Consider the following 24077-nt stretch of genomic DNA (forward strand, 5'->3'; position numbering starts at 1 on the left):
AGTTTCGCTCGTTGTTCAGTTTTCAAAGAACAATTTCTTCTCGTTGTCTTCGCTGTGTTTCAGCGGCGACTTAGATAATATAACATGTACGCCTAATGGAATGCAAGTACTTTTTTAAAGTTTTTTGCTAAAACATGATTTATTTCTTTTACATCTCAAAATTACTCATAAACTTGCGTAAAGAACAACAATAAAAGACCCCGCCTACTTAATAAGGCGAGGTCTTTATGTTAACCCAATACTTCTTGAATATGCAGATTTCGTTCTGTCGTAAGGTTAATAATCGCGCCTCCAACCGAAACCCACGGTCTGGTAGGATGGACAGCGTCTGTAAATACAATCTCACCAACCCGATCGTCACTAAGCTTAACGATCGTGCCGTTATGGAATTGGGTTACCTTTTCCACGAACACTCTTACGTAAGCAGGCTCAAGCTTTCCAAAGGAATCGCTCTGGATCTGCTCTAGAACGAAATAAGGCGATGCTGCCTTGCGGTAGTAACGGTTAAGCGTCATTGCATGATAAATATCGGCTATCGCTACGATTTTGGCGTAAGGATGAATCTTGGTGCTATCGATTGCTAGCGGGTAGCCACTACCATCAATACGTTCATGATGCTGGAGCGCGGTTAGCTTAACCCCTTCGTTCAATGAAGCAATGTTCTTAAGAAGCTGATACCCAAAAACGGTATGACGCTTCATTTCTTCATTTTCTTCGGAGGTCAATGCGGTAGGTTTGGCCAAGATTGCAGGATCAATCTTAATGTTCCCGATATCATGAAGCAGACCGGCAAGCGCTACTTGTACCCAATCTTTGCGCGGCTGTCCTGTCCACTGGGCGATACGGTAGGAAGTCAAGGCGACCAGTACGCTATTATGGAGCAAGTAGTCGCGCTCGGCAAACTTCCTTGGCATAAAGGTAAGTACTTGGTAGCTATGCTCGTATTGTATCATTTTCTCCAGTTGATTACGGACATCCATTACCGGTATGGGTTGGCCAGATCTAACCTCGTTATTGACCCGCTTCAGCACATGAATCATCTGATCGTATTCGTCATGCAGCGGCGTGGCAGATACGGTAGGAGCATGGGAAGGAATCTCATGCTTAGCATCCTCTTGACCTTTATCTGCTTGGCTAACCAACTGCTCAATACTTACTTTCGAAACCAGGAATGCCTGCATAATGTCTAGTTCCCTAAGGGTAATAACTCTCCCCTTCTGGAACAGCACGCCACCAAGCGGGGTGAGGACATCTTCGCTGATTTTGTCACCTAACTTCACTTGTGATAAAGCCACTGTTGCCACAACGGTCCCCTCCCGATGTACGCCAAACCAATTTGCCTACGGGTTACTCGTCTGCCGGCTCAGAGCCCGCATCCGCTGTTCCCTCTTCCAATTGATCGCCTTCTTCAAGCGAATCTTCGTTATCTTCACTATCTTCGCTGCGCGCTACGCGTGTAACCGTTGATACCGTATCATCCTCACGCGTATTGATCAGCTTCACGCCTTGCGTATTACGGCCCATCGTCGAGATGCCTTCCATACTCGTCCGAATCAGCGTGCCAAGAGCAGTCATGATCATCAGGTCTTCATCATTCAATACGACCTTCAAGCTGACAATTGGTCCATTCTTGTCGGTAACGTTAAGGGTCTTGATCCCTTTACCGCCACGATTCTGAATTCTGTATTCGCTCATTGGCGTGCGTTTACCGTAACCTTTGGCCGTTACGATAAGCACGTCATTCTCCGGATTAACAACATCCATATCGATAACCGTGTCGTCATCATCCAGTTGAATGCCTTTTACGCCAGTAGCCGAACGTCCCATGGAGCGGACATCCTGCTCCGAGAATCGGATCGACATCCCTTGCGCTGTTCCCATTACGATCTCCTGGTTGCCGTCTGTCAGCTTCACGCCGATCAGTTCGTCGTCCTCACGGATCGAAATCGCAATCAGACCAACTTTCCGTATATTTATATAATCGTCAAGTGGTGTCTTTTTCACAATACCTTGGCGAGTTGAGAAGAAGAGATAGTGTTCCGAATCAAAGTTCTCTACCGGAATTACCGCATTGATCGTCTCGCCCTGTTCAATTTGAATCAGGTTGATGATCGGCGTTCCCCGAGCTGTACGGCTCAGATCCGGAATCTCGTAGGCTTTCAGACGGTACACTTTACCCTTGTTCGTAAAGAACAGCAGATAGTGATGCGTATTGGATACGAACAAATGCTCAACGAAGTCATGCTCTTTGGTATCCATGCCCACTACGCCTTTACCGCCACGCTTCTGGCTGCGGTAAGTCGTTACCGGCAAACGTTTGATATAACCGGTATGCGTGATGGAAATGATAACATCTTCGCGAGGGATAAGATCCTCGTCCAGAATCTCTTCATCGCTGACGGTAATTTCCGTGCGACGCTCATCGCCAAAGCGCTCTTTAATTTCGTTAAGCTCTTCACTGATGATGTTGAGCACAAGCTGCTCATCGGCAAGGATTGCTTTGTACTCGGCAATCTTCTTCATCAATTCAGTATACTCGGCTTCGATCTTGTCGCGCTCCAGACCTGTCAGCCTTTGGAGACGCATATCGAGAATCGCTTGCGCTTGTTCATAGCTGAGGGCAAACCGCTCGATCAATCCTTCGCGGGCGATATCCGCCGTTTGAGACGCGCGTATGAGCGCAATTACTTCATCCAGATGATCAAGCGCAATACGCAAACCTTCGAGAATATGAGCTCTTGCTTCTGCCTTCTTCAGGTCATATTCGGTTCTGCGGCGAATAACTTCGATCTGATGCTGCAGATAGTAATAGAGCATTTCGCGGATGTTCAGCGTTTTTGGTTCGCCATTAACAAGCGCCAGCATATTAATACCGAAGTTGGATTGCATTTGCGTTTGTTTGTACAAGTTGTTCAATACAACGCTTGGCGTTACGTCACGTCGAAGCTCAATAACGACCCGCATGCCATTACGATCGGACTCATCGCGGAGGTCGGTAATTCCCTCGATTTTTTTCTCGCGAACGAGTTCAGCGATTTTCTCAACCAAACGCGCTTTATTAACTTGGTACGGCAGCTCGTAAACGATAATCCGAGCTTTATTGCCGTTCTCTTCGATTGTCGCACGCGCACGCATGGTTACCGTGCCGCGTCCTGTGAGATAAGCCTGGCGAATGCCGCTCAGTCCCATAACGATACCAGCAGTCGGGAAATCCGGACCTTTGATATAATCAATCAGCTCAACCGGCGTAATCTCGGGATTACGGATCAGCGCTTGAATGCCGTCGATAACCTCTGTCAGGTTATGCGGAGGGATATTTGTAGCCATACCTACCGCAATACCAGTAACCCCGTTTACAAGCAGGTTCGGAAAACGCGCCGGCAGTACAGCCGGTTCTTTCTCTTCGCCATCATAGTTGGGAACAAAATCGACGGTTTCTTTATTTAAATCGCGGAGCATCTCCATGGCGATTTTAGACAGACGCGCCTCGGTATACCGCATTGCCGCCGCCATATCGCCGTCAATGGAGCCAAAGTTACCATGTCCGTCTACGAGCATGTAACGCATGGAGAAATCCTGCGCCATCCGTACCATCGCTTCATAAACCGATGAATCACCGTGCGGATGGTATTTACCGATTACTTCCCCTACGATCCTCGCAGACTTCTTGTATGGTTTGTCCGAAGACATGCCTAGCTCCGACATTGCGTATAAAATACGGCGATGTACCGGTTTAAGACCATCCCTTACATCTGGCAAAGCGCGACTTACGATAATACTCATGGCATAATCCATAAATGAATCGCGCATTTCAATACCGATGTCACGGTCTTTTATTTGCGAATGCTGTTGTTCTTCCGCCATGTTTTACCTCCCTGACGTCATCAATCTGCAAACCTTATTAAACATGATAAACATTATATTACTTTCACAAAAAAGGCACGGCTAAACGCCCTGCATCCGTTTCGTCTATGAAACCGACCAAATGCCTAAAATTTAACGAAAAAATAGGCGAATATCCGCATTCTTTCGTGACTGATCCGCCATAAAATAAACAGACCCAAATTACATTATACCACTCATTCCAAAGTCTGTCTTCTTCTTGATTCGTATTCTTCTTCTTGATTGACACCGCGTTCCTACCGGAAAGGAGCATTTGTTTGTCTATTCAATTGGTTCACAGCAAATGGGAGAAAACCAACGTCCTTCTACATTCGCCAGCTCTCCGTGAATATATACCTGTAACCAAACTTTTTAACAAAGAAAATCTTTTGCTGATGCTGACGGAATACGGGATGGTCTATGTTAAGCCATTAAACGGTACATTCGGCAAAGGCGTTATGCGCGTAGAAAAACTGAAGCCGGCGAGCAAAGGATTCAAATATCAAATCAACACAACCATTCGCACTTTCCCTACTTTTGAGCTGCTTCACCAGAACCTCGTAAAAAGAATTAACGGCAGACGGTATCTGGTTCAAAAAGGGATCGATTTGCTTCGCCATAAAAATAGACGTTTCGATATCCGAGTGATGGTACAGCACAATGAAAGCAATCACTGGGAAGCTACCGGTATTATCGGCCGACTGGCCCATCCCGCAAAAGTAGTGACCAATTACCATAATGGCGGCACTCCAATGTCCTTTGAACGCTTGATGTCCACTCATCAATCGCCTACTCAAAAAATGATCTACGCCATTCGTCTTAAACAAATTAGCTTGGATATAGCCAGAGAGCTGGAGAAGCATTACCCGGGCATCAAGGAGCTTGGTATCGATATTGCCATCGATCAGCAGCAGCGACCGTGGATTCTGGAGGTAAATACGAAACCCGATGCATTCATCTTCAGGAAACTCGAAGACAAAGCAATCTTCCGCAAAATCTATCAATACGCGGTTTCCTATGGCCGATACAAAAAGAAATAGCCGTCCTTATTGGACGGCTATCTTACTACAATAAAATTTATATGGTTTTACTAGATATCCAGGTTCTTAACGTCTTTCGCAAACTGCTGGATGAAATCACGGCGCGGCTCAACGTTGTCGCCCATGAGCGTGTCGAAGATCGTGTCCGCTTCAATCGCGTCTTCGATCGATACTTGAAGCATCGTGCGGCTCTCCGGATCCATTGTTGTCTCCCACAGCTGCGTGGCATTCATCTCGCCTAGACCTTTATAACGCTGTACGTTTACTTTCGCGCCCTCTCCGAATTCCGCGATAATCTCGTCGCGTTCCCTCTCGGATTGCGCATAACGGATAACTTTGTTCCGCTCGATCTTGAACAGCGGCGGCTGCGCGATATAAATATATCCTGCTTCGATAATCTTCCGCATGTAACGGAAGAAGAAGGTTAACATCAGAGTACGAATGTGCGCACCGTCGACGTCGGCATCGGTCATAATAATGACTTTATGGTAACGTGCCTTACCCAGATCGAAGTCATCGCCAATGCCCGTGCCAAGCGCCGTAATGATCGCGCGGATCTCGGCATTGCCGAGAATGCGGTCGAGCCTAGCGCGTTCCACGTTCAGGATTTTACCACGTAGCGGCAAAATGGCCTGGAAGTGACGGTCGCGGCCTTGCTTCGCCGAACCACCCGCGGAGTCGCCTTCGACGATATAAAGCTCACTAATCGATGCATCTTTGGATGAGCAGTCTGCCAGCTTACCTGGCAAGGAACTGACTTCGAGCGCGCTTTTACGGCGCGTCAGCTCGCGTGCTTTGCGCGCGGCTTCCCGGGCTCTTGCCGCCTGCAGACCTTTTTCAACGATTTTACGGGAAACCGATGGATTCTCGTCGAGGAACTCCTGCAGTTTCTCGGCAAAGAATGATTCGACAATACCCCGTACCTCACTGTTGCCAAGCTTTGTCTTCGTTTGTCCTTCGAACTGCGGTTCCGGGATTTTCACCGAAATAATCGCCGTTAATCCCTCGCGGACATCATCGCCGGAGAAATTGGAATCATTGTCTTTGATTAATCCCGACTTACGGGCATAGTCGTTAATAATACGCGTGAGCGCGCTCTTAAAGCCCGATTCATGCGTACCGCCCTCATGCGTGTTGATGTTATTGGCGAAGGAATGAATATTCTCCGTGTAACCGTCGTTATACTGCAACGATACTTCAACCTGAATATGATCCTTTGAACCTTCTACATAGATCGGTTCTTCATGCATGACTTCCTTGTTGCGGTTCAAGTGCTTAACGAACTCGATAATACCGCCGTCATACTTGAACGTATTCGATGCGCCTGTACGCTCATCAATCAGTTCAATCTCAAGGCCTTTATTCAGGAACGCCAGCTCGCGAATCCGCGATTGGAGAGTCTCATATTCGTAAACGGTAGTGTCGGTGAAAATTTCAGGATCCGGTTTGAACTTAACGGTTGTACCGGTTTCTTCAGACTCACCAACGATCTTAACGTCATACTGCGGTACGCCGCGGCGGTATTCTTGCTGATAGACATGTCCGTGAAGTTTAACCGTTACCGTAACATGCTCAGACAACGCATTAACGACGGATACACCTACCCCGTGCAATCCGCCCGATACTTTATAGCCCTCGCCGCCAAATTTACCACCTGCGTGCAAGACGGTCATAACGACTTCAAGGGTTGATTTTTTCAGCTTCGCGTTCTCCCCTACGGGAATACCACGGCCATTGTCGATAACCGTAATACTGTTATCTTCGTGAACTCGAACCTGAATTTTTGTACAGTACCCTGCCAATGCCTCGTCGATACTGTTATCGACTACCTCCCATACGAGATGGTGAAGGCCTTTGCCGCTGGTAGAGCCGATGTACATCCCCGGACGCTTACGTACTGCTTCTAAGCCTTCAAGGACCTGTATCTGACTTTCATCATACGTATTTTGCTGACTCAACTGCTCACTACTCCTCTCATACCTGTTCGCCTAGGCTGCTTCTAGCCATTCGCCGCAAAATGATGGGCCCGTTTCTTCAAAGTAGAGGATGAAATCGGCGAATAATAGATTTTTTGCTTGGTTACTACAATGGATTTCGGTTCTTCTTCACCAATTGTCTCAACATCTTTGCGTTTACGGGCTCCTGCTACAAATTGCTTGGAAAGCTTGGAGGATTGCTCTATCGATATATCAAAAATGGCCACCAACTCGGCAGCCCGGATAATTTTCTCGCCGCCCAAATGTATATACATGTCCTCCGCCTCCCGTATATATGCCCGTTATCAGCGCATTACTTGGCCTTCCCGCACATTGTAGATACCGGCGCCTTGGAGCTTGCTCACATTAACGCTCTCGAGTCCGGTCGTTGTAATAAACGTCTGAACCTTACTCTGAAACGTCTCAATGAGCTGCGTTTGCCGGTTCTGGTCCAGCTCAGACAATACATCATCAAGCAATAGCAGCGGGTATTCCCCTATTTCCTCGCAGATCAGCTCTATTTCGGCAAGCTTAAGAGACAGTGCCGTTGTGCGTTGCTGTCCCTGCGACCCGTATACAGCCGCTTCCTTGCCGTTAATAAAGAATGCCATGTCGTCGCGATGAGGTCCTACGAGCGACATCCCTCTGCGAATCTCCTGATCTTTCACTTGTGATAACTTTAACATAAATTGATCAAATAAAACAGTTTCATCTTCGGAGGAGCCGCCGTCAAAGGACGGGCGGTACTCGATGGTGAGGTGTTCGCCGCCCGCCGTTATGCCGGCATGTATGTTCTCCGCCCACCGTTGCAATTTATGAATAAAGTGTTTCCTTTTTTTCATGATTTTAACACCATGCTCGGCGAGCTGCATATTCCAGATGTCCAGCATGGCAAGCTGGGAGCTCCCCGGCGATGCCGTCTTCAGAAAATTGTTCCGCTGTGCAAGCACTTTGGTGTATTGCGTCAGCGTATGCAAATAACCGGGCTGTACTTGGCCGATTTCCATATCGAGAAACCGTCTTCGTATGCCCGGCGTTCCTTTTACAATCTCAAGATCCTCTGGCGCAAACATGACGACATTAAGCGATCCGATGAAATCGCTCAGCTTGCGCTGTTCGAGCCCATTGATCTTCGCTTTTTTGCCCTGCGACGAATACATTAGATCCAGCTTTAGCGTGCCGTAACGCTTCACAACCTCGCCATGGATGCGGGCTGAATCGGCCTCCCAGCCGATCAGCTCCTTATCTTTGGACGTACGGTGCGATTTGGTCAGAGCGAGGGCGAAGATCGCCTCCAGCAAATTTGTTTTCCCTTGAGCGTTAGGACCGACAAATATATTGACCTGATTATCCGTTTTCAGCTCAATCTCTTTGTAATTGCGATAGTTGTGCAAGTGAATGCTGTTTAAAAACACGTTCGTTTGTCCTCCCGGCCTGGCCCTTCTTCGGCCATTAAGCCCCGGTCACCGTAAAGACGCCGCAGCCTTCTACTTCAACGCGGTCGCCGACGTACAGTTTTCTGCCGCGGCGGTTATCCACAACCCCATTTATCTGAACTTCGTTTTCCTGCAAGAAAAATTTCGCGTGTCCACCTGTGGATATACAATCAGCCAACTTTAAAAACTGTCCTAGCGTGATGTATTCATCCCGAATAGAGATTTCTTTCATACCTCTTCACCTGCCTTTCACCTGCATGGCTTAGCCCTAAGTTTGAATGGTCTTAGTTCGTAGTTCGATAAGGCAAGATGACGTAAGTGTTGTAGGAGTGATCGGTTGGACGAATAACAATCGGGCTCATTGCCCCGGTAAAACCGATAAGGATCTGCTCGCTGTCAATTACCTTAAGCACATCCAGCATATATTTGGAGTTGAAGGCAATGCGGAGCGGTTCACCGTCGAATTGCTTCGCTTCCAGCTGCTCGGTTACGCGTCCTAGCTCCGTTGAGCTGGAAGAAATCTCGATTGAACCGTCATCAAGCGTCGTCAGGCGTACGATGTTCGTTTTTTCTTCTCTCGACATGAGATACGCGCGATCGATCGCATCCGTCAAATTTTTTGTATCCAGAACAAGTTCTGTTTTGAACACGCTCGGAATAATTTTAGAAGTATCCGGGTATGTCCCGTCCAGTACGCGGGTATAGAACAAAACATTGCCGATCTTAAACAATACTTGGTTATCCGCTACGACAATATCGACAAGGCCGTGTTGATCCGGAACGAGCTTGGACAACTCGACTAATGTTTTCGCCGCAATCACGACGTTATTAAAGCGGTAATCTACATCCGTCTCGGCTTGCGCAACGCGGCTTGCCAGGCGGTGGCGGTCGGTCGCCACAAACTTCAGCTGCTTGTCCTGAAGACTCCACAATACCCCGGTCAGAATTGGGGTCTGCTCATTAACCGATGCCGCAAGAACGGTCTGGCGGATCATCGCTTTCAACAAATCACCAGGCATTTGGAACAATTCGTTTTGCTCAATGGAAGGAAGAACAGGGAATTCTTCTGGATCGAGTCCAACCATCTGAATGTCGGTCGAGCCGGAACGGATTAAGGTTTGGAAATGTGCGCCTACTTCAATTTCTACATTGTCAGACGGAAGCTTCTTAACGATTTCGACAAAAAATTTAGCGGGAAGCACAACGTTACCCGGCTTATCCACATTTGCAATAACGAGACCGTCTCGTTCTACGGGGATAAAGCTTTGAATAGATATATCGGTATCACTAGCCGTTAAGGTAACCCCTTGATGGGTAACTTCAATCTTGATGCCGCCGAGAATAGGAATAGTCGGACGGGAAGAAGCCGCTTTGGCAACTTGTTGAATGGCTTCGTTCAGTTCATGTTTGGAAATTGTAAGTTTCATGGTTTCACTCCTAAGTCCGTTTCGGATCGATGTTTGATGTGTTCTAAAATAGGCGAAGCCGTAAGGGGCGTTTTCGCCCTATTTTGATGATGTTTTTTATTAAAAAAATAGTAGTCGTAGTAGTAGGCGGCGTTAATATGTGGATAACCGTCTAAAACACGGATAAAGCAAGCCTATCCACATGTGTATAGCTTGTGCATAGGCTTGCTTGGTTGTCCATATAGAAGTGCATAACTTTTACGTGTGATTTTTTATCTTCTCCGTCAGGTTTTGCAATATTTTGTACAAGTCCTGATCTTGCTTCAGCTGCTGCGAAATTTTCTCGTGCGCATGGATAACCGTTGTATGGTCGCGGCCGCCAAACGCTTCTCCGATCTTTGGCAGCGAATAGTCGGTCAGCTCGCGCGAGAGATACATGGCGATCTGCCGCGGATAAGCGACAGCTTTGGTCCGTTTGCGCGCTTTGAATTCTTCAAGACGCAGGCCGTAAAACTCGCCGACCTTTTGCTGAATGTCGTTTATGGTGATCATTTTTGGACGGCTGGACGGAATAATATCCTTTAATGCTTCGGCAGCTAAATGGGATGTAATATCCTGATTGATTAGCGAGGAATATGCGACTACGCGGATTAGCGCGCCTTCCAGCTCACGAATATTCGTATCGATCTGATTCGCAATGTAGACCATCGCTTCATTCGGAATATCAAGGTTCTCCGCTTTCGCCTTCTTGCGCAAAATCGCAATCCTTGTCTCCAAATCCGGTGCCTGGATATCGGTTATTAGTCCCCACTCGAACCGCGAACGCAGCCTTTCCTCCAAAGTCGGAATTTCCTTAGGCGTACGGTCACTGGAAATAACGATCTGTTTCCGTTCTTCATGCAGCGCATTAAAAGTATGGAAGAACTCTTCTTGCGTTCCGTCTTTACCGGCCAGGAACTGAATATCGTCAATTAACAACACGTCAATACTGCGATATTTGTTGCGGAAGCTTTCCCCGCGGTTGTCCCGGATCGCATTGATGAATTCATTGGTGAACTTCTCTGATGAAATGTACATGATCTTAGTGCTCGGATTGTGATCCATGATGTAGTGACCGATGGCATGCATGAGATGCGTCTTGCCAAGTCCTACTCCGCCGTACAAAAAGAGGGGATTATAGGCTTTGGCCGGCGCTTCCGCTACAGCAAGCGAAGCCGCATGCGCGAACCGGTTGTTTGCTCCGATGACAAATGTATCAAAGGTATATTTCGGGTTAAGCATATGAGAGAAGGACTCTTCCTGTATAACCGGCGTTTCCGCCGCTTTTGGCAGTACGTACGGTACGGTTTCCGCCGGTTTCGCTTCTTCGATCGAAAAGCGCACGTCTACCTGTCTGCCGAGAAACTCAAACAAGGTGTTACGAATTAACTTGGTATATCGGCCTTCCAGCCATTCAGCCGCAAATGTTGTCGGCGCCGTTACTTCCAGCAATGAATCATTCACGAAAGAAGCTTTGGTCGCTTTAAACCAGGTATCGAAACTAGGTTTGCTTAGCTTCGTCTGAATGATTGACAACACTTGCTGCCATAAATCATAGGTATGGCTGTCCACAGACGTCACTCCTTATCAAAAATCGCCGAATAGGCGCAATTAAGCCAAATCATGTCGAATGAATGGTGATTATTACGAATTACCCACATTAAGAAGAATAATTGGAACATGAGTTATGAATAGGGGATGAGTTTGTTCACATTGTTATCCACAGGTTGTTGATAAGGTTTGCTAAATCGATGAGGTATTCACACCGAAAACATAATAATCATAGCAAAAGATCCCTTGTATTTCAACGAATTGTGAGTTTTTATCCACAAATTCAATAGCTTGTGCATAAAAGTTATCGACACCACTACATATTGTTAATATCTTGTTACCATTTCGACAAAGTTCGTCTAAAGTCCCGAAATTTTATACACATGTTATTAGTTTTCCGACAAAGGGGTTAATATCATACATTTATCCACAATATTTGGATGGTAGGGGTTTTAATTGACTTTTTGTGCCCGACGTGGTTTAATAAAAAAAGCGTGTTTCAAAAATTAGCTTTTTACAGAGAATAAGCTGGGCGGTGTAAAAGCCGTACTGCTCGAGTACTTGATATACGGGAGGTGCAGTTCAGATGAGACCTACATTTAAACCAAATGTAAGCAAACGCAGCAAGGTTCATGGCTTCCGCAAACGGATGAGCTCGAAAAACGGACGTAAAGTTTTGGCAGCGCGTCGTCAAAAAGGAAGAAAAGTTCTTAGCGCATAAGCAAAAGACCACGTCGGGTGGTCTTTTTTTTTGCCCTGCGGGCGATACTGATAAGTAAGTCCGCGGGGCAAACCTACATAAACGGTATTTTAATAAGAGGAAAGAACGGTGAGCCTGGTCGTGCAAAGAAAATTGCGTCTGCGTAACCGCGCTGACTTCAATCGGATCTATCGTTACGGCAAATCGTTTGCCAATGGACAGTTTGTTGTGTATTGGTCGAGGCAGCCGGTTGCGGAACCTTTCCGATTAGGCGTCTCCGCCAGCAAAAAGATCGGCAATGCGGTTGTCCGAAACCGGATGAGGCGAGTGATTAAGGAAATCGTCCGCTTGAACGGAGATAAAATCGTACCAAACGTCGATTTTATTTTAATAGTAAGAAAACCTGCGGTGGCGATGGAGACAAAGCAGTTGGAAAAAAGCATTATGCACGTGCTGAGGAAAGCCGGTTTGCTTAGGAAAGAAGCGCGTTTTTAGCAAAAACGGCCAGCATTGCCAAGTTGTTTCTTTGTCCTATTTTTTATGGTATAGTTTAGTCAATAAAATAATGCTTAGTATGGAGTGTTCAGAGAGGAGATCTGGTGTTGGTTTTAAAAGGAAACCGCAAGTGGCTGCTCGTACTGGGTTTGGTGCTGATGGTTGTTATGCTGTCAGGCTGTACACCGCATAATTCCACGACGAGTACAGCAGATTTACAGCAAGGCAACTTCTGGGAAAAGTACGTTGTTTATTACTTTGCCCTTACCCTCGATACGTTTGCAGACTGGTTTAATGGTTCATATGGACTAGCTATTCTGCTTATTACGATTATTGTAAGGACAGCCATCCTGCCATTGACGATCAAGCAATTTAGAAGTTCGAAGGCGATGCAGGCGATTCAGCCGCAAATGGCTGAGATCAAGAAGAAGCACAAAGATAACCCGCAGAAACAGCAGGAAGAAACGATGAAGCTGTTCCAAGCGAACAAAGTCAATCCAATGGCTGGTTGTCTGCCGCTTATCGTTCAGATGCCTGTGTTTATGGCGCTTTATAATTCGATCTACTGGAATCCCGAGGTTCGTACGCATGAGTTCCTAGGCCTGCAGCTTGGCGAGCCGGGACCATGGTATTTCCTCCCGATCGTTGCAGCAGCAACGACATTCATTCAGTCGAAAATGATGCAAAAACAACAAACGCAAACCATGCCGGGCATGGGCGCCATGCTTATGATCTTCCCGGTTCTGATTTTCGTGATGGCTCTCAACTTCCCGTCGGCGCTTCCGCTGTACTGGATCTTCAGTAACATCTATACCATTACTCAAAACTACTTCCTGTACGTTCGTTCATCAAACAAGGGTAAGGAGGCCCTCGCGAAATGAAGAAAATCGTAGCATCAGGAAAAACGGTTGATGATGCTGTACGGAGCGGTTTGACACAATTAAATGTAACCAAGGATCGCGTCAAGGTGCTCGTTACGGAGCAGCCTTCCAAAGGACTGTTCGGATTCGGACTCATTGGCGTAAGAGAAGCGAAGGTTGAGCTGGAGCTTATACCGGATCCAACGATAGAAGCCGAGCAATTTCTTCGTGATGTGGCAGAAGCGATGGGACTTACGATCGCTATCGAACGTAAAACAACGAAAGAAGCGACTTATCTGTCCGTTTCGGGCGGAGGAGACATTGGCATGCTGATTGGACGGCGCGGTCAAACGCTAGACGCGCTTCAATATTTGGTTAACATAGTGGCAAATCGATATTCAGACAGTCATCTTCGGATCGTACTTGATGCGGAAGATTTTCGCGAGCGTCGCCGCAAGACGTTGGAGGAATTATCGGAACGTCTCGCCGGCAGGGTAATCCGCACGAAGAAAGAAGTTGTGCTGGAGCCGATGTCGTCGCATGAACGCAAAGTGATTCATTCCCAGCTTCAGAATCACCCGAGGGTGAAAACATACAGCAAAGGCGATGAGCCGAATCGGCGCGTTGTTATTGCTTTAAAGGAAAAACAGATGTAAAGTTAGTTCCATACGTTTAACTATTCGCAGCAATGGCTCTCGTGGTCATTGCTGTTTTTCCATTTGAGAGGTGCTGACGCTTTATGGTACAAGATACTATAGCGGCAATTTCGACAGCGGTTGGTGAAGGCGGCATCGCGATTATTCGCGTGAGCGGGCCGGATGCTATAGAAGGAACTGCCCGAATATTTCGTTCAAGAACCGATTTGCGGGATGCGGCAACGCATACCGTTCATTACGGTCATATCATAGATCCGAAGAACGGGGAGCAGGTTGAAGAAGTCATTGTTACGGTTATGCGCGGTCCCCGTTCGTTTACGGCCGAGGATGTCGTTGAGATTAACGCCCATGGCGGTGTGGTAGCAGTTAAAAAAGTACTTGATCAAGTGCTCCTCCAGGAAGGGATGAGGCTTGCTGAACCGGGCGAATTCACGAAGAGGGCCTTCCTGAACGGACGGATTGATTTGATGCAAGCGGAGGCCGTTATAGACCTGATCCGTTCCAAGTCCGATCGTGCTTTCTCGGTTGCGCGCAAGCAGGCGGAAGGTACCTTATCCAAGCGGATTAAGGCGCTGCGGCAGACTGTCATTGAGCTGCTCGCTCATATCGAAGTAAATATCGATTATCCCGAGCATGATGTGGAGGATCTCACAAGTGCCTACATCCGCGATCAGAGCGGCTCGGCTCTAGAGGAGATTGGAAAGCTGTTAAAAACCGCGAACGAAGGTAAAATATTGCGTGAGGGTATTATGACGGCTATTGTAGGGCGCCCGAATGTTGGCAAGTCTTCGCTACTGAATATGCTTGCGCAGGAGAACAAAGCCATTGTAACGGATATACCCGGCACAACGAGGGATGTTATCGAGGAATACGTGACGCTTAATCATATTCCGCTCAGGCTGCTTGATACGGCAGGTATCCGGGAGACTAGCGATGTGGTGGAGAAAATCGGCGTCGAACGGTCGCATAATGCGCTGGAAGAAGCGGATTTGATTCTGTTCGTGCTTAATAATAATGAAGCTTTGCATGAAGATGACCGCGCGCTCCTCACAAAGGTGAAGGACCGCCAGCTTATTCTTATTATTAATAAATCGGATCTGGAGTCGAAGCTAGATATGGCTCAGATTCAGGCGTTGATCGATGAAGAACGGATTGTCCGCATGTCGGTGCGCGAAGAAGAAGGACTTGATCATCTGGAGAAAGCGATCAGCAAGCTCTTTTTTGAAGGGCAGCTGGACTCCGGAGATTTGACATATGTCAGCAATGTTCGGCATATTTCTTTGCTGAAGCGAGCACAGCAGTCACTGGTGGATGCCATCGAAGCATCTCATGCAGGCATTCCGATCGATCTGATTCAGATCGATGTGCGTTCGGCATGGGAATCACTTGGCGAAATATTAGGCGATGAGGTTGGCGATTCGTTGATCGATCAAATCTTCTCGCAATTCTGTTTAGGGAAATAAAGACGGTTTACGAATTGGAGGGATAAACAAATGGTGACATATGAAGCTGGGCAATATGAAGTGATCGTTATAGGAGCGGGCCATGCGGGTTGTGAATCGGCGCTTGCTGCCGCTCGAATGGGCTGCGAAACGCTGCTGCTTACGATCAATCTGGATATGGTGGCGTTCATGCCGTGCAACCCGTCGATCGGGGGACCGGCGAAAGGGCATGTCGTCCGTGAAATTGACGCACTAGGCGGTGAAATGGGCCGCAATATCGATAAAACGTTTATTCAAATGAGGATGCTTAATACCGGTAAAGGTCCAGCGGTTCATGCGCTGCGCGCGCAAGCCGATAAATTTTCCTATCAGCACACAATGAAGAAAACGATCGAGGAGACCGATCATCTAACTTTGCGCCAAGGAATGGCGGAAGATCTGATCGTGGAAGATGGAAAAGTAACCGGGATAGTAACCAAAACGGGTGCTATCTACCGGGCTAAAGCAGTTGTTATTACAACCGGCACGTATCTTCGCGGCAAAATTATTATGGGCGAGCTTATGTATGAGAGCGGACCAAATAATCAGCAGCCTTCCGTGAAGTTGTCGGCAAGTCTGAAGGAACTTGGCTTCAAGCTGGCTCGCTTCAAAACAGGAACGCCACCACGCGTGCATAAAGATTCGATCGATTTCAGCAAAACGGAAATTCAACCGGGTGACGATAATCCGAAGTTTTTCTCGTACGAAACCAAATCCTCTGATAACGAGCAGCTGCCTTGTTGGCTGACGTATACATCAGAAGGGACACATAAAATTATTAACGATAATTTGCACCGTGCCCCTATGTTCTCGGGAGCGATTGAAGGGACTGGGCCGCGTTATTGTCCGTCGATTGAAGATAAAATCGTACGCTTCGCGGATAAACCCAAACATCAGATTTTCCTGGAGCCGGAAGGCAAGCATACATCCGAGTATTATGTACAAGGATTATCGACAAGTATGCCGGAAGACGTACAACTTGGTATTTTACGATCTATTCCAGGATTGGAAAATGTTGAAATGATGCGTAACGGCTATGCGATCGAATACGATGCGGTAGTGCCGACGCAGCTCTGGCCGTCCTTGGAGACAAAACTCGTCGATGGATTATTCACAGCTGGACAAATTAACGGAACATCCGGATATGAAGAAGCAGCGGGTCAAGGCATTATCGCTGGCATTAACGCAGCGCGCAAAGTGCAAGGGAAAGAGCCGGTTATTGTTGAACGCTCGCAAGGCTACATTGGCGTTATGATTGATGACTTGGTGACAAAGGGGACAAATGATCCTTACCGCCTTCTGACTTCCCGCGCGGAATACCGCTTGCTGCTCCGTCACGATAATGCAGATCTTCGCCTCACTCCAACCGGTTATGAGATCGGACTTATTTCGGAAGAGCGTTACCAAGCTTTCCTTAATAAAAAAAATCTGGTTGCTCAAGAAATCGAACGACTTGCTACCGTGAAGATTAAACCAGACGTAGCTCAACCGTTGCTAGATGCTGCTAACTCTGCTCCTATTGCGTTCACGATGGATGCGCAGTCGCTGCTTCGTCGTCCTGAATTGACGTACTCGTTTGTTGATCAATTAGCCCCTTCGGAGCTTCCTCTTGATGAGGAGATGAAGGAGCAAGTCGAAATTCAAATTAAATATGCGGGTTACATTGAAAAGCAGCTGCATCAGGTAGAACGCCTGAACAAGATGGAGAAGAAGAAAATACCGGATGATATCATTTACGGAGAAGTACATGGTCTTGCTTCGGAAGCAAAGCAAAAGCTTGCCGATATCCGTCCATTGTCTATCGGCCAGGCGTCGCGGATTGCAGGAGTCACCCCAGCCGATATTTCCATTCTGCTAGTATATTTGGAACACTATAACCGGGTAACGGCAGCGAGAGGATCCTAATGGCAGAGACACAGGTATGGTTTGAAAAGCTGCTGGGGGAGAACGGAATATCGTTAACTCCCAGACAGCTGGAGCAGTTTGATTTGTATCACCGCTTGCTTGTGGAATGGAACGAGCGGATGAACTTGACGGGAATTACGGAGCGGGATGCCGTATTTGAAAAACATTTTTACGACTCCGTTTCACTCTCGTTTTTCGTCGGGATGAAGGAAATTAACAGCATTGCAGATATTGGTTCTGGCGCAGGGTTTCCAAGCATTCCTCTGAAAATTTGCTTCCCGCATATAAAAGTTGTCATCGTTGATTCTTTGAATAAACGGATTCAGTTTCTTAACCATTTGGTGGCGGAGCTTGGACTTGAGAATGTGACTTGCGTGCATGGTCGAGCGGAGGATATTGCCCGCTTACCGGAATACCGCGATAAGTTTGACCTTGTTACCGCAAGGGCGGTAGCGCGACTAAGTGTGTTGAATGAATTTTGTCTTCCGTTTACTCGCAAGAATGGAATGTTTGCCGCGATGAAAGGTTCGCAAAGTGTTGAAGAGGTCAAAGAAGCAGGATTCAGCTTGCGTGAACTGAAAGGGAAGGTTCGCGCCGAGCATGCTTTTAAACTTCCATTTGAACAGTCTGAGCGGTATATCGTTGTAATTGAGAAGACGGATGTTACTCCTAAGAAATACCCGCGAAAAGCGGGCACGCCACTAAAAGAACCGCTTATATAAGTTAGATCATAAACCTCCGTATGTTTCACGTGAAACATACGGAGGTTTATTTGTGTCGATCGGAAATTATAGAAAGATCAAGCAGGAAAACTCTTTGTTGAAGTCGAAATATATAAGGTAGAGAGTAGACGAATGGTTTAATGATCTTTTTAGCGATTAGAAGCTGTTAGTCTATTAAACGAGTTGTCTAAAGAATGGAAAATAGATAAAATGGTAGTAACGGGAATTTTCACCGTTAATGCATAGCAGCACATCTTGGAAACCAGCCGTGTGTATACGGTGAACGGTTTCTTGGTCGGGTGGTAGAGAAGATATTATGAAGGAATCCTTTTCCCGTTTATTCGGATTAAGTGATCAGCGGAGCGGTCAGGAAGAAGTTCGACAAATTCCTATTCAAGATATTGTTACAAGTCCCTTCCAGCCTAGGACGATCTTTGATGATGAACGTATCGATGAATTGTGCCAAACGATTAAGACGCATGGCGTTATTCAACCTATTGTGGTTCGTGCACGAAACGGCAAATACGAGATCATTGCAGGTGAACGTCGTTGGCGTGCGGTTACAAAGCTTGGTTATGATACGATTCCTGCTATAGTTCGGGAATTTAATGATTCCCAGACAGCTTCTATTGCTCTTATTGAGAACCTCCAACGCGAGAACTTGACGGCTATAGAGGAAGCGGTTGCTTATCAGAAGTTGATTGAGTTGCATGAATTAACGCAGGAAAGTCTTGCACAGCGTCTAGGTAAAAGCCAATCTACGATTGCAAACAAGCTTCGGCTCCTGGGATTAAATGACACTGTTAAAGAAGCGCTTGCTAGTCGTAAAATATCAGAGAGACATGCAAGAGCTTTATTATCTCTAGATACAGAAGAACTTCAGAATCAAGTGCTGGAAGAAATCATTACAAGAGAATTAAACGTTAAGCAGACAGAACATCGCATTGCTTCGTTGAAGGAAGAGCCAAAAGCAAAACAAACGAAACGTTTTGCTATGCCTAAAAATACGAGACTCGCTTTTAATACGATTCGTCAAGCCGTTCAAATGGTATCCAGTACAGGGATGGAAATCAAAGCGGATGAAAAAGATCTTGGCGATTTCTATGAAATTACTATTCATATACCGAAAAATTAGCTTTGCGTAAGTCGTCTATGATGAACGTGATAGTACTAATCCGGGCCGTCCTCTATGAGGGCGGCAAAACCGTTTATACCGATTCGTTTCACCGTTAGATCATCATGGGAATAAAAGTTTGGACATAGAGGTGAACAAGTTTGTCTAAGATCATTGCAATAGCCAATCAAAAGGGCGGTGTTGGTAAAACGACAACGTCTGTTAACTTAGGGGCGTGCATGGCCACGCTCGGTAAGCGAGTGTTGCTCGTTGACATTGACCCGCAAGGAAACACGACAAGCGGAATTGGCATTAATAAAGCAGATGTAAATAACTGCATTTATGATGTTCTTATTAATGACGTGCATCCGAAGGATGCCATGTTTGAAACAAAAATCGAAGGTCTTAAAATCATTCCGGCAACGATCCAGCTTGCTGGTGCCGAAATTGAAATGGTACCTACGATTTCGCGAGAGCTTCGCCTGAAGAAAGCGTTGTCGCTAGTGAAGGATCAATTTGATTATATCCTTATTGATTGTCCTCCATCGCTTGGTCTTCTGACGATTAACTCTTTGACAGCTGCTGATTCCGTCATCATTCCCATTCAATGTGAATATTACGCGCTGGAAGGGTTAAGCCAGCTCTTAAATACAGTTAGACTCGTTCAAAAACATCTGAATACAGCGCTTCAAATTGAAGGTGTATTGCTTACGATGCTGGATGCTCGAACTAACCTTGGTATTCAAGTTATTGAAGAAGTGAAGAAGTATTTCCAACAAAAAGTGTATCAAACGATTATTCCTCGCAATGTTCGTCTGAGCGAGGCGCCATCGCATGGCGAAGCTATTATCACATATGACCCGAGATCTAAAGGTGCTGAAGTATATCTTGAACTTGCTAAGGAAGTGATTATGTATGAGCAAGCGGCTAGGTAGAGGACTTGATGCGCTTATTCCATCGCTTTCTGTAAGCGAAGACGATAAAGTCATTGAAATTCAATTGACGCAACTGCGTCCGAATCCATATCAACCACGCAAAACATTTGATGATGAATCCATTAAAGAATTGGCCGAATCGATCAAACAGCATGGTGTCATCCAACCGATTATTGTCCGTACGGTATTAAAGGGCTATGAAATTATAGCAGGGGAAAGACGTTTCCGAGCTTCCCAACTTTGCGGAAATGCAACAGTTCCTGCTGTGGTTCGCGCGTTCTCCGATCAACAAGTAATGGAGATTGCATTGATCGAGAATCTTCAACGCGAAGACTTAAATGCAATCGAAACCGCAATGGCTTATCAAGGTTTGATGGACAAATTCAAACTGACGCAAGAGGAACTGTCAATGAAGGTTGGCAAGTCCCGTTCTCATATTGCGAACTTCCTTCGTCTTCTTGCATTACCGGCGGAGATCAAAGACAATGTTTCACGTGGAACAATATCGATGGGTCACGCTCGCGCATTGGTCGGTATTAAAGATGCGGTAGTGCAAAAAGAGATGGCCAACCGCACGGTCACCTTAGGGTGGAGTGTTCGTGATCTGGAGGAAGCCATTCAGAAGCTTGAAGTGAAAGAAACGGCCGAGGCGGCTAAAGCGAAGGCCAAGTCCAAGAAACGAGATCCGTATATTGAGAGTTTGGAAGAGTCGCTAAGAGACCGCTTCAAAACAACGGTTAAGATTAAACAACAGAAAGATAAAGGAAAAATCGAGCTGCAATACTTTAACAAGCAGGATCTTGAACGGCTGCTTGAATTACTCCAAAATATGGCATAATATATGCAAAATTCTAGCATACCAAAGTTGTAATCTTTGAACTGAAAGATTAAACTAAGGTATGCTATTCTTATGTTTTAATAGAGCTTTTTGAGAGAGGGAATAAGGAAAGGAGGAAGGAAAAATTTTGGAGAACATTATCTATTTGGATCATGCCGCAACCTCTTGGCCTAAACCGCCTGCCGTAATGGAAGCCATGCAACATGCCATGCTTCATGAGGCAGCAAATCCAGGACGCGGGAGTCACCAGATGGCGGTTAAAGCGAGCCGTGTTTTATTTGATACGAGGAAGCAATTAGCTAAGCTATTTCGGATAAAAAACCCGAATGACATAGCATTTACGGCCAATACGACAGCTGCTTTGAATATGGCCATCAAAGGTTGGGTTAAAAGTGGAGACCATGTCATTGCAACCACGGTTGAGCATAATTCGGTGAGAAGGCCTCTTGAATATTTAAAACATGCGCTTGGCATTCATGTCACTTACGTAGAAGCGGTTGAAGAAGGAACGGTACAGGTAGATCGAATTGCATCGTCTATAACTGCACATACTTCCTTAATTATCGTTAACCATAGTTCTAATCTGCTTGGCACCATTGCGCCGGTTGCCCAAATTGGCGAGCTCGCAAGAAGCAAAGGCATCAAGCTGCTTGTAGACGCCGCTCAAAGCGCCGGGATTCTGGAAATCGACGTTGAGGCAATGGGGATTGATATGATGGCCTTTCCCGGTCATAAAGGATTGCTTGGTCCACAAGGCACAGGAGGGCTGTACATCCATCCTAGCGTTGATTTGATGCCGCAGTTGCATGGAGGGACCGGAAGCCAATCTGAGGCGCCTGAGCAGCCTACCGTTCGTCCTGATCGATATGAGGCAGGGACACAAAACACACCCGGCCTAGCAGGGTTGAAGGCGGGTGTTCAATATGTCCTGCATGAGACGGTACATAACATCCATACTAAGGAATGGGCGTTAACGCAGCGGATCATGAATGGACTATTATCTGTTGACGGGATTAGGCTTCTTGGACCCAAATTAGGGGAAGAACGAACCGGGATTGTCTCTTTTGTCGCAGAAGGAATCGATCCGTCTGAGATGTCATTTATCCTGGATCAGCATTATCATATCGCGGTAAGAGCAGGTTTTCACTGCACGCCGCTGGCCCATGCTAGTGCAGGTACGACGGGGACGGGCGCAATACGTGCAAGCGTAGGTTGTTATACAACAGAGCAAGAAGCGGATGCCCTTGTTGCAGCAGTGAAAGAAATACGGAAGCAATATTCTTAGCATAATTTTCTGGGGGCGGAAGTTCGAAATGGATGAGTGGACGAATAACCCGATGAATGGGGTAACGGTTGTACTGGCATTGTTGGTCATCGTGTTATTGATTAGAGTTTCGGTTGTCGGCAGAAGGTTGAAAAAGCTCAGAAAGCAATACGTCGAAGTGATGGGCAACACGGGTATAACTAACCTGGAAGAAGTCATTATTGATTTGAAACAATCGATCACGGCGCAAGAGCTGCAGAGTGAGAAGCTGGAGAAGCAGCTGAATCAAGTGAAGGAAGTGCAGCAGCATGAAAAAGGGCGCATCGGCGTACTACGCTATAATGCATTCGCGGATCAAGGCAGTGATTTGAGCTTCTCGATCGCGGTTGTAAATGCATCGCAGGATGGGGTAGTTATATCAGGGCTGCACAGTAGGGAAAATACTTATGTGTATGCCAAACCGGTTAACAAAGGCGATTCGAACTATACACTTACACCAGAAGAGCGCAAGGCAATTGCCGAGGCTAAATAGTTAGTTGGAATGAGGATGCTCCAAAGCGGCAGCCTGTTCTCTGGAACGGGCAGAAACATGAATGCTGTTCATGATCGAGGAGAATACGCTGGAAGCAATGATGTCGGCCATTTTCATAACGAGATGCAGCCGGGTGTTCTGAAGGACGAAATATTCCATGAATCCGCCAACGTTAACGATACCGGTAATATGGATGTCGCCAACCGGAGGGAGCTCCTTATTGACTCCTGCGCCAGGTCTTACGGGGCCAGTGCCAAGTTGAATGGAACCGATGCTCGAAACTTGCCCTAGGCAAGCATCTATGCCGATAACAAAAGGTTTGTGATAAGTACGGTTAATTAAGTGGAGTGTCTCTTCAAGGTTCATGGCATGTACAGGATCCTCCAGGGTTCCGTATAAGGAGAAGTGGGGACTTTGGTATTTGGAGAGAGAGGTTCCGATTAAAGGGCCAAGAGCATCACCGGTTGAGCGATCAGTTCCAACGCAGACAATAACGATTGGACGTCCGGCAGACATTTCGTCGATCATTAGCGATAAGCGGCTGACGATTTGACCAACTGCATTTGCTTCCGTGTAAGGAACCTTTAATGGTACATCCTTCAAAAATGATAGTTTCATAGAATCCCCTCCGTAAATGCCAATATGATACTATTATATGGAAGGGACAACCATTTTATACGTAGCGAAGCCAATAGTTTCGCTCGGCAAGGTGAGGGAGAGGAGAAATCGGCCATGTTAATCGCTTTCGATTCGACGCAACAGGCGCTTCGGGCCGAGATGTTGCTGGAATATGCCGAAGTCGACATCGATATATGCCCAACGCCGAAGGAAATTACGGCAGGATGTGCGTTATCGATTCATTTTCCAGAAGAAAATTTGGACACGGTGAAGCATGTAATTGAAACCGAAAACGTAGAAATAAGAGGAGTTTTCAAACCGGCGGAAGTCGGGTATGAACAAGTGAACCTGTAAGCTGAGGTAAGGATGGTGCGGTCGAATGGATATCAAAGCCTACTATACAGATATTGCAGCGTGGTTAACGAATGGTACAACATGGGAAGGTTTTGGACAATCCGTCTTACGTATTGCAATCATTATTATCATTGGACAGGTTATTATATGGATCGCGAATAAAACGATCGACCGTGTCGTCTTGAACCGGACGGAAAGCCGGCTTATGATTCAAACAAGAAGAATGACTACGGTCGGCAAGTTGATCAAAAATATAATCTCTGTCTCTTATAC

Annotated in this window: 23 protein-coding genes and 1 pseudogene; 15 read left to right on the top strand and 9 right to left on the bottom strand. The window is 46.5% G+C overall.

Annotated features, from left to right (window positions below):
* Nucleotides 1–230: 230 nt before the first annotated feature.
* Together QQK89_RS29490 and gyrA are read right to left on the bottom strand one after the other, a co-directional pair.
* Nucleotides 231–1304: an HD-GYP domain-containing protein gene (locus tag QQK89_RS29490; protein WP_284242370.1), complete on the bottom strand. Its 1074-nt coding sequence runs from the start codon at nucleotides 1302–1304 to the stop codon at nucleotides 231–233.
* A gap of 43 nt (nucleotides 1305–1347) precedes the next feature.
* Nucleotides 1348–3864 carry a DNA gyrase subunit A gene (gyrA, locus tag QQK89_RS29495; RefSeq protein ID WP_284242373.1) on the bottom strand — a complete coding sequence of 839 codons (2517 nt, stop codon included), beginning with the start codon at nucleotides 3862–3864 and terminating at the stop codon, nucleotides 1348–1350.
* 296 nt (nucleotides 3865–4160) lie between these two features.
* Between gyrA and QQK89_RS29500 the strand changes: the two genes are divergently transcribed.
* A complete protein-coding gene (locus tag QQK89_RS29500; protein ID WP_284242374.1) occupies nucleotides 4161–4922 on the top strand; it encodes a YheC/YheD family protein in 762 nt (253 codons plus the stop codon).
* Nucleotides 4923–4972: 50 nt separating this feature from the next.
* Here the strand turns inward: QQK89_RS29500 and gyrB are convergent, their stop codons facing one another.
* From gyrB to dnaA, 6 genes are all read right to left on the bottom strand, one after another.
* Nucleotides 4973–6880, bottom strand: coding sequence for a DNA topoisomerase (ATP-hydrolyzing) subunit B (gene gyrB / locus QQK89_RS29505; RefSeq protein WP_284242375.1), 1908 nt, complete (start codon nucleotides 6878–6880; stop codon nucleotides 4973–4975).
* 41 nt (nucleotides 6881–6921) lie between these two features.
* Nucleotides 6922–7173 carry an extracellular matrix regulator RemB gene (gene remB / locus QQK89_RS29510; protein WP_012772007.1) on the bottom strand — a complete coding sequence of 84 codons (252 nt, stop codon included), beginning with the start codon at nucleotides 7171–7173 and terminating at the stop codon, nucleotides 6922–6924.
* 30 nt (nucleotides 7174–7203) lie between these two features.
* The gene (gene recF, locus QQK89_RS29515; protein ID WP_284242377.1) at nucleotides 7204–8313 is read right to left on the bottom strand and encodes a DNA replication/repair protein RecF; all 1110 of its coding nucleotides are present in this window, start codon (nucleotides 8311–8313) and stop codon (nucleotides 7204–7206) included.
* Between the two features lie 37 nt (nucleotides 8314–8350).
* Nucleotides 8351–8566 (bottom strand): S4 domain-containing protein YaaA, encoded by a 216-nt coding sequence (gene yaaA, locus QQK89_RS29520; protein WP_284242378.1) that lies wholly within the window; start codon nucleotides 8564–8566, stop codon nucleotides 8351–8353.
* A gap of 52 nt (nucleotides 8567–8618) precedes the next feature.
* On the bottom strand, nucleotides 8619–9761 hold the full coding sequence (dnaN, locus tag QQK89_RS29525; protein ID WP_284242379.1) for a DNA polymerase III subunit beta: 1143 nt from the start codon (nucleotides 9759–9761) through the stop codon (nucleotides 8619–8621).
* Between the two features lie 237 nt (nucleotides 9762–9998).
* A complete protein-coding gene (gene dnaA / locus QQK89_RS29530) occupies nucleotides 9999–11351 on the bottom strand; it encodes a chromosomal replication initiator protein DnaA (RefSeq protein WP_284242380.1) in 1353 nt (450 codons plus the stop codon).
* 565 nt (nucleotides 11352–11916) lie between these two features.
* On the opposite strand from dnaA, the gene rpmH reads away from it, so the two are divergent.
* From rpmH to QQK89_RS29590, 12 genes are all read left to right on the top strand, one after another.
* Nucleotides 11917–12051, top strand: a complete 135-nt coding sequence (rpmH, locus tag QQK89_RS29535; protein WP_015847830.1) for a 50S ribosomal protein L34 — start codon at nucleotides 11917–11919, stop codon at nucleotides 12049–12051.
* A 120-nt stretch (nucleotides 12052–12171) separates the two neighbouring features.
* A complete protein-coding gene (gene rnpA, locus QQK89_RS29540) occupies nucleotides 12172–12525 on the top strand; it encodes a ribonuclease P protein component (protein ID WP_284242390.1) in 354 nt (117 codons plus the stop codon).
* Nucleotides 12526–12629: 104 nt separating this feature from the next.
* Complete coding sequence (locus QQK89_RS29545; RefSeq protein ID WP_434481809.1) at nucleotides 12630–13406, top strand: YidC/Oxa1 family membrane protein insertase; 777 nt, start codon at nucleotides 12630–12632, stop codon at nucleotides 13404–13406.
* A complete protein-coding gene (gene jag, locus QQK89_RS29550; RefSeq protein ID WP_284242381.1) occupies nucleotides 13403–14041 on the top strand; it encodes an RNA-binding cell elongation regulator Jag/EloR in 639 nt (212 codons plus the stop codon). Before QQK89_RS29545 ends, jag begins: the two co-directional genes overlap by 4 nt.
* A gap of 83 nt (nucleotides 14042–14124) precedes the next feature.
* Nucleotides 14125–15504, top strand: coding sequence for a tRNA uridine-5-carboxymethylaminomethyl(34) synthesis GTPase MnmE (gene mnmE, locus QQK89_RS29555; RefSeq protein WP_284242382.1), 1380 nt, complete (start codon nucleotides 14125–14127; stop codon nucleotides 15502–15504).
* Nucleotides 15505–15534: 30 nt separating this feature from the next.
* A complete protein-coding gene (mnmG, locus tag QQK89_RS29560) occupies nucleotides 15535–17427 on the top strand; it encodes a tRNA uridine-5-carboxymethylaminomethyl(34) synthesis enzyme MnmG (protein ID WP_434481810.1) in 1893 nt (630 codons plus the stop codon).
* A complete protein-coding gene (rsmG, locus tag QQK89_RS29565; protein WP_284242383.1) occupies nucleotides 17427–18149 on the top strand; it encodes a 16S rRNA (guanine(527)-N(7))-methyltransferase RsmG in 723 nt (240 codons plus the stop codon). The genes mnmG and rsmG overlap by 1 nt, the downstream gene beginning before the upstream one ends.
* A gap of 316 nt (nucleotides 18150–18465) precedes the next feature.
* The gene (noc, locus tag QQK89_RS29570; protein ID WP_284242384.1) at nucleotides 18466–19284 is read left to right on the top strand and encodes a nucleoid occlusion protein; all 819 of its coding nucleotides are present in this window, start codon (nucleotides 18466–18468) and stop codon (nucleotides 19282–19284) included.
* A gap of 140 nt (nucleotides 19285–19424) precedes the next feature.
* Nucleotides 19425–20198 (top strand): ParA family protein, encoded by a 774-nt coding sequence (locus QQK89_RS29575; RefSeq protein WP_284242385.1) that lies wholly within the window; start codon nucleotides 19425–19427, stop codon nucleotides 20196–20198.
* Complete coding sequence (locus QQK89_RS29580; protein ID WP_284242386.1) at nucleotides 20179–21036, top strand: ParB/RepB/Spo0J family partition protein; 858 nt, start codon at nucleotides 20179–20181, stop codon at nucleotides 21034–21036. Before QQK89_RS29575 ends, QQK89_RS29580 begins: the two co-directional genes overlap by 20 nt.
* Before the next feature lie 127 nt (nucleotides 21037–21163).
* Nucleotides 21164–22321: an aminotransferase class V-fold PLP-dependent enzyme gene (locus QQK89_RS29585; RefSeq protein WP_434481811.1), complete on the top strand. Its 1158-nt coding sequence runs from the start codon at nucleotides 21164–21166 to the stop codon at nucleotides 22319–22321.
* 28 nt (nucleotides 22322–22349) lie between these two features.
* Entirely contained in the window at nucleotides 22350–22832 is a 483-nt protein-coding gene (locus tag QQK89_RS29590; RefSeq protein WP_284242387.1) for a DUF4446 family protein, read from the top strand.
* On the opposite strand, the gene yyaC is transcribed toward QQK89_RS29590, so the two are convergent.
* The gene (yyaC, locus tag QQK89_RS29595) at nucleotides 22833–23450 is read right to left on the bottom strand and encodes a spore protease YyaC (RefSeq protein WP_284242388.1); all 618 of its coding nucleotides are present in this window, start codon (nucleotides 23448–23450) and stop codon (nucleotides 22833–22835) included.
* Nucleotides 23451–23564: 114 nt separating this feature from the next.
* Between yyaC and QQK89_RS29600 the strand changes: the two genes are divergently transcribed.
* Both QQK89_RS29600 and QQK89_RS29605 read left to right on the top strand, forming a co-directional pair.
* Entirely contained in the window at nucleotides 23565–23804 is a 240-nt protein-coding gene (locus tag QQK89_RS29600; RefSeq protein WP_284242389.1) for a DUF3343 domain-containing protein, read from the top strand.
* Nucleotides 23805–23829: 25 nt separating this feature from the next.
* A pseudogene (locus tag QQK89_RS29605) lies at nucleotides 23830–24077 on the top strand (mechanosensitive ion channel family protein); the annotation flags it as partial.

Origin of the sequence: Paenibacillus glycanilyticus (assembly GCF_030161375.1) — a bacterium.
GTDB lineage: Bacteria > Bacillota > Bacilli > Paenibacillales > Paenibacillaceae > Pristimantibacillus > Pristimantibacillus glycanilyticus_B.

What these genes read in the sequence shown, in the direction of transcription:
- rsmG (WP_284242383.1), top strand. Translation starts at nt 17,427, where the DNA reads ATGGCAGAGACACAGGTATGGTTTGAAAAGCTGCTGGGGGAGAACGGA.
- dnaN (WP_284242379.1), bottom strand. Translation starts at nt 9,761, where the DNA reads ATGAAACTTACAATTTCCAAACATGAACTGAACGAAGCCATTCAACAA.
- remB (WP_012772007.1), bottom strand. Translation starts at nt 7,173, where the DNA reads ATGTATATACATTTGGGCGGCGAGAAAATTATCCGGGCTGCCGAGTTG.
- mnmG (WP_434481810.1), top strand. Translation starts at nt 15,535, where the DNA reads ATGGTGACATATGAAGCTGGGCAATATGAAGTGATCGTTATAGGAGCG.
- yaaA (WP_284242378.1), bottom strand. Translation starts at nt 8,566, where the DNA reads ATGAAAGAAATCTCTATTCGGGATGAATACATCACGCTAGGACAGTTT.
- yyaC (WP_284242388.1), bottom strand. Translation starts at nt 23,450, where the DNA reads ATGAAACTATCATTTTTGAAGGATGTACCATTAAAGGTTCCTTACACG.
- gyrA (WP_284242373.1), bottom strand. Translation starts at nt 3,864, where the DNA reads ATGGCGGAAGAACAACAGCATTCGCAAATAAAAGACCGTGACATCGGT.
- QQK89_RS29590 (WP_284242387.1), top strand. Translation starts at nt 22,350, where the DNA reads ATGGATGAGTGGACGAATAACCCGATGAATGGGGTAACGGTTGTACTG.
- QQK89_RS29600 (WP_284242389.1), top strand. Translation starts at nt 23,565, where the DNA reads ATGTTAATCGCTTTCGATTCGACGCAACAGGCGCTTCGGGCCGAGATG.
- mnmE (WP_284242382.1), top strand. Translation starts at nt 14,125, where the DNA reads ATGGTACAAGATACTATAGCGGCAATTTCGACAGCGGTTGGTGAAGGC.
- jag (WP_284242381.1), top strand. Translation starts at nt 13,403, where the DNA reads ATGAAGAAAATCGTAGCATCAGGAAAAACGGTTGATGATGCTGTACGG.
- QQK89_RS29580 (WP_284242386.1), top strand. Translation starts at nt 20,179, where the DNA reads ATGAGCAAGCGGCTAGGTAGAGGACTTGATGCGCTTATTCCATCGCTT.
- rpmH (WP_015847830.1), top strand. Translation starts at nt 11,917, where the DNA reads ATGAGACCTACATTTAAACCAAATGTAAGCAAACGCAGCAAGGTTCAT.
- noc (WP_284242384.1), top strand. Translation starts at nt 18,466, where the DNA reads ATGAAGGAATCCTTTTCCCGTTTATTCGGATTAAGTGATCAGCGGAGC.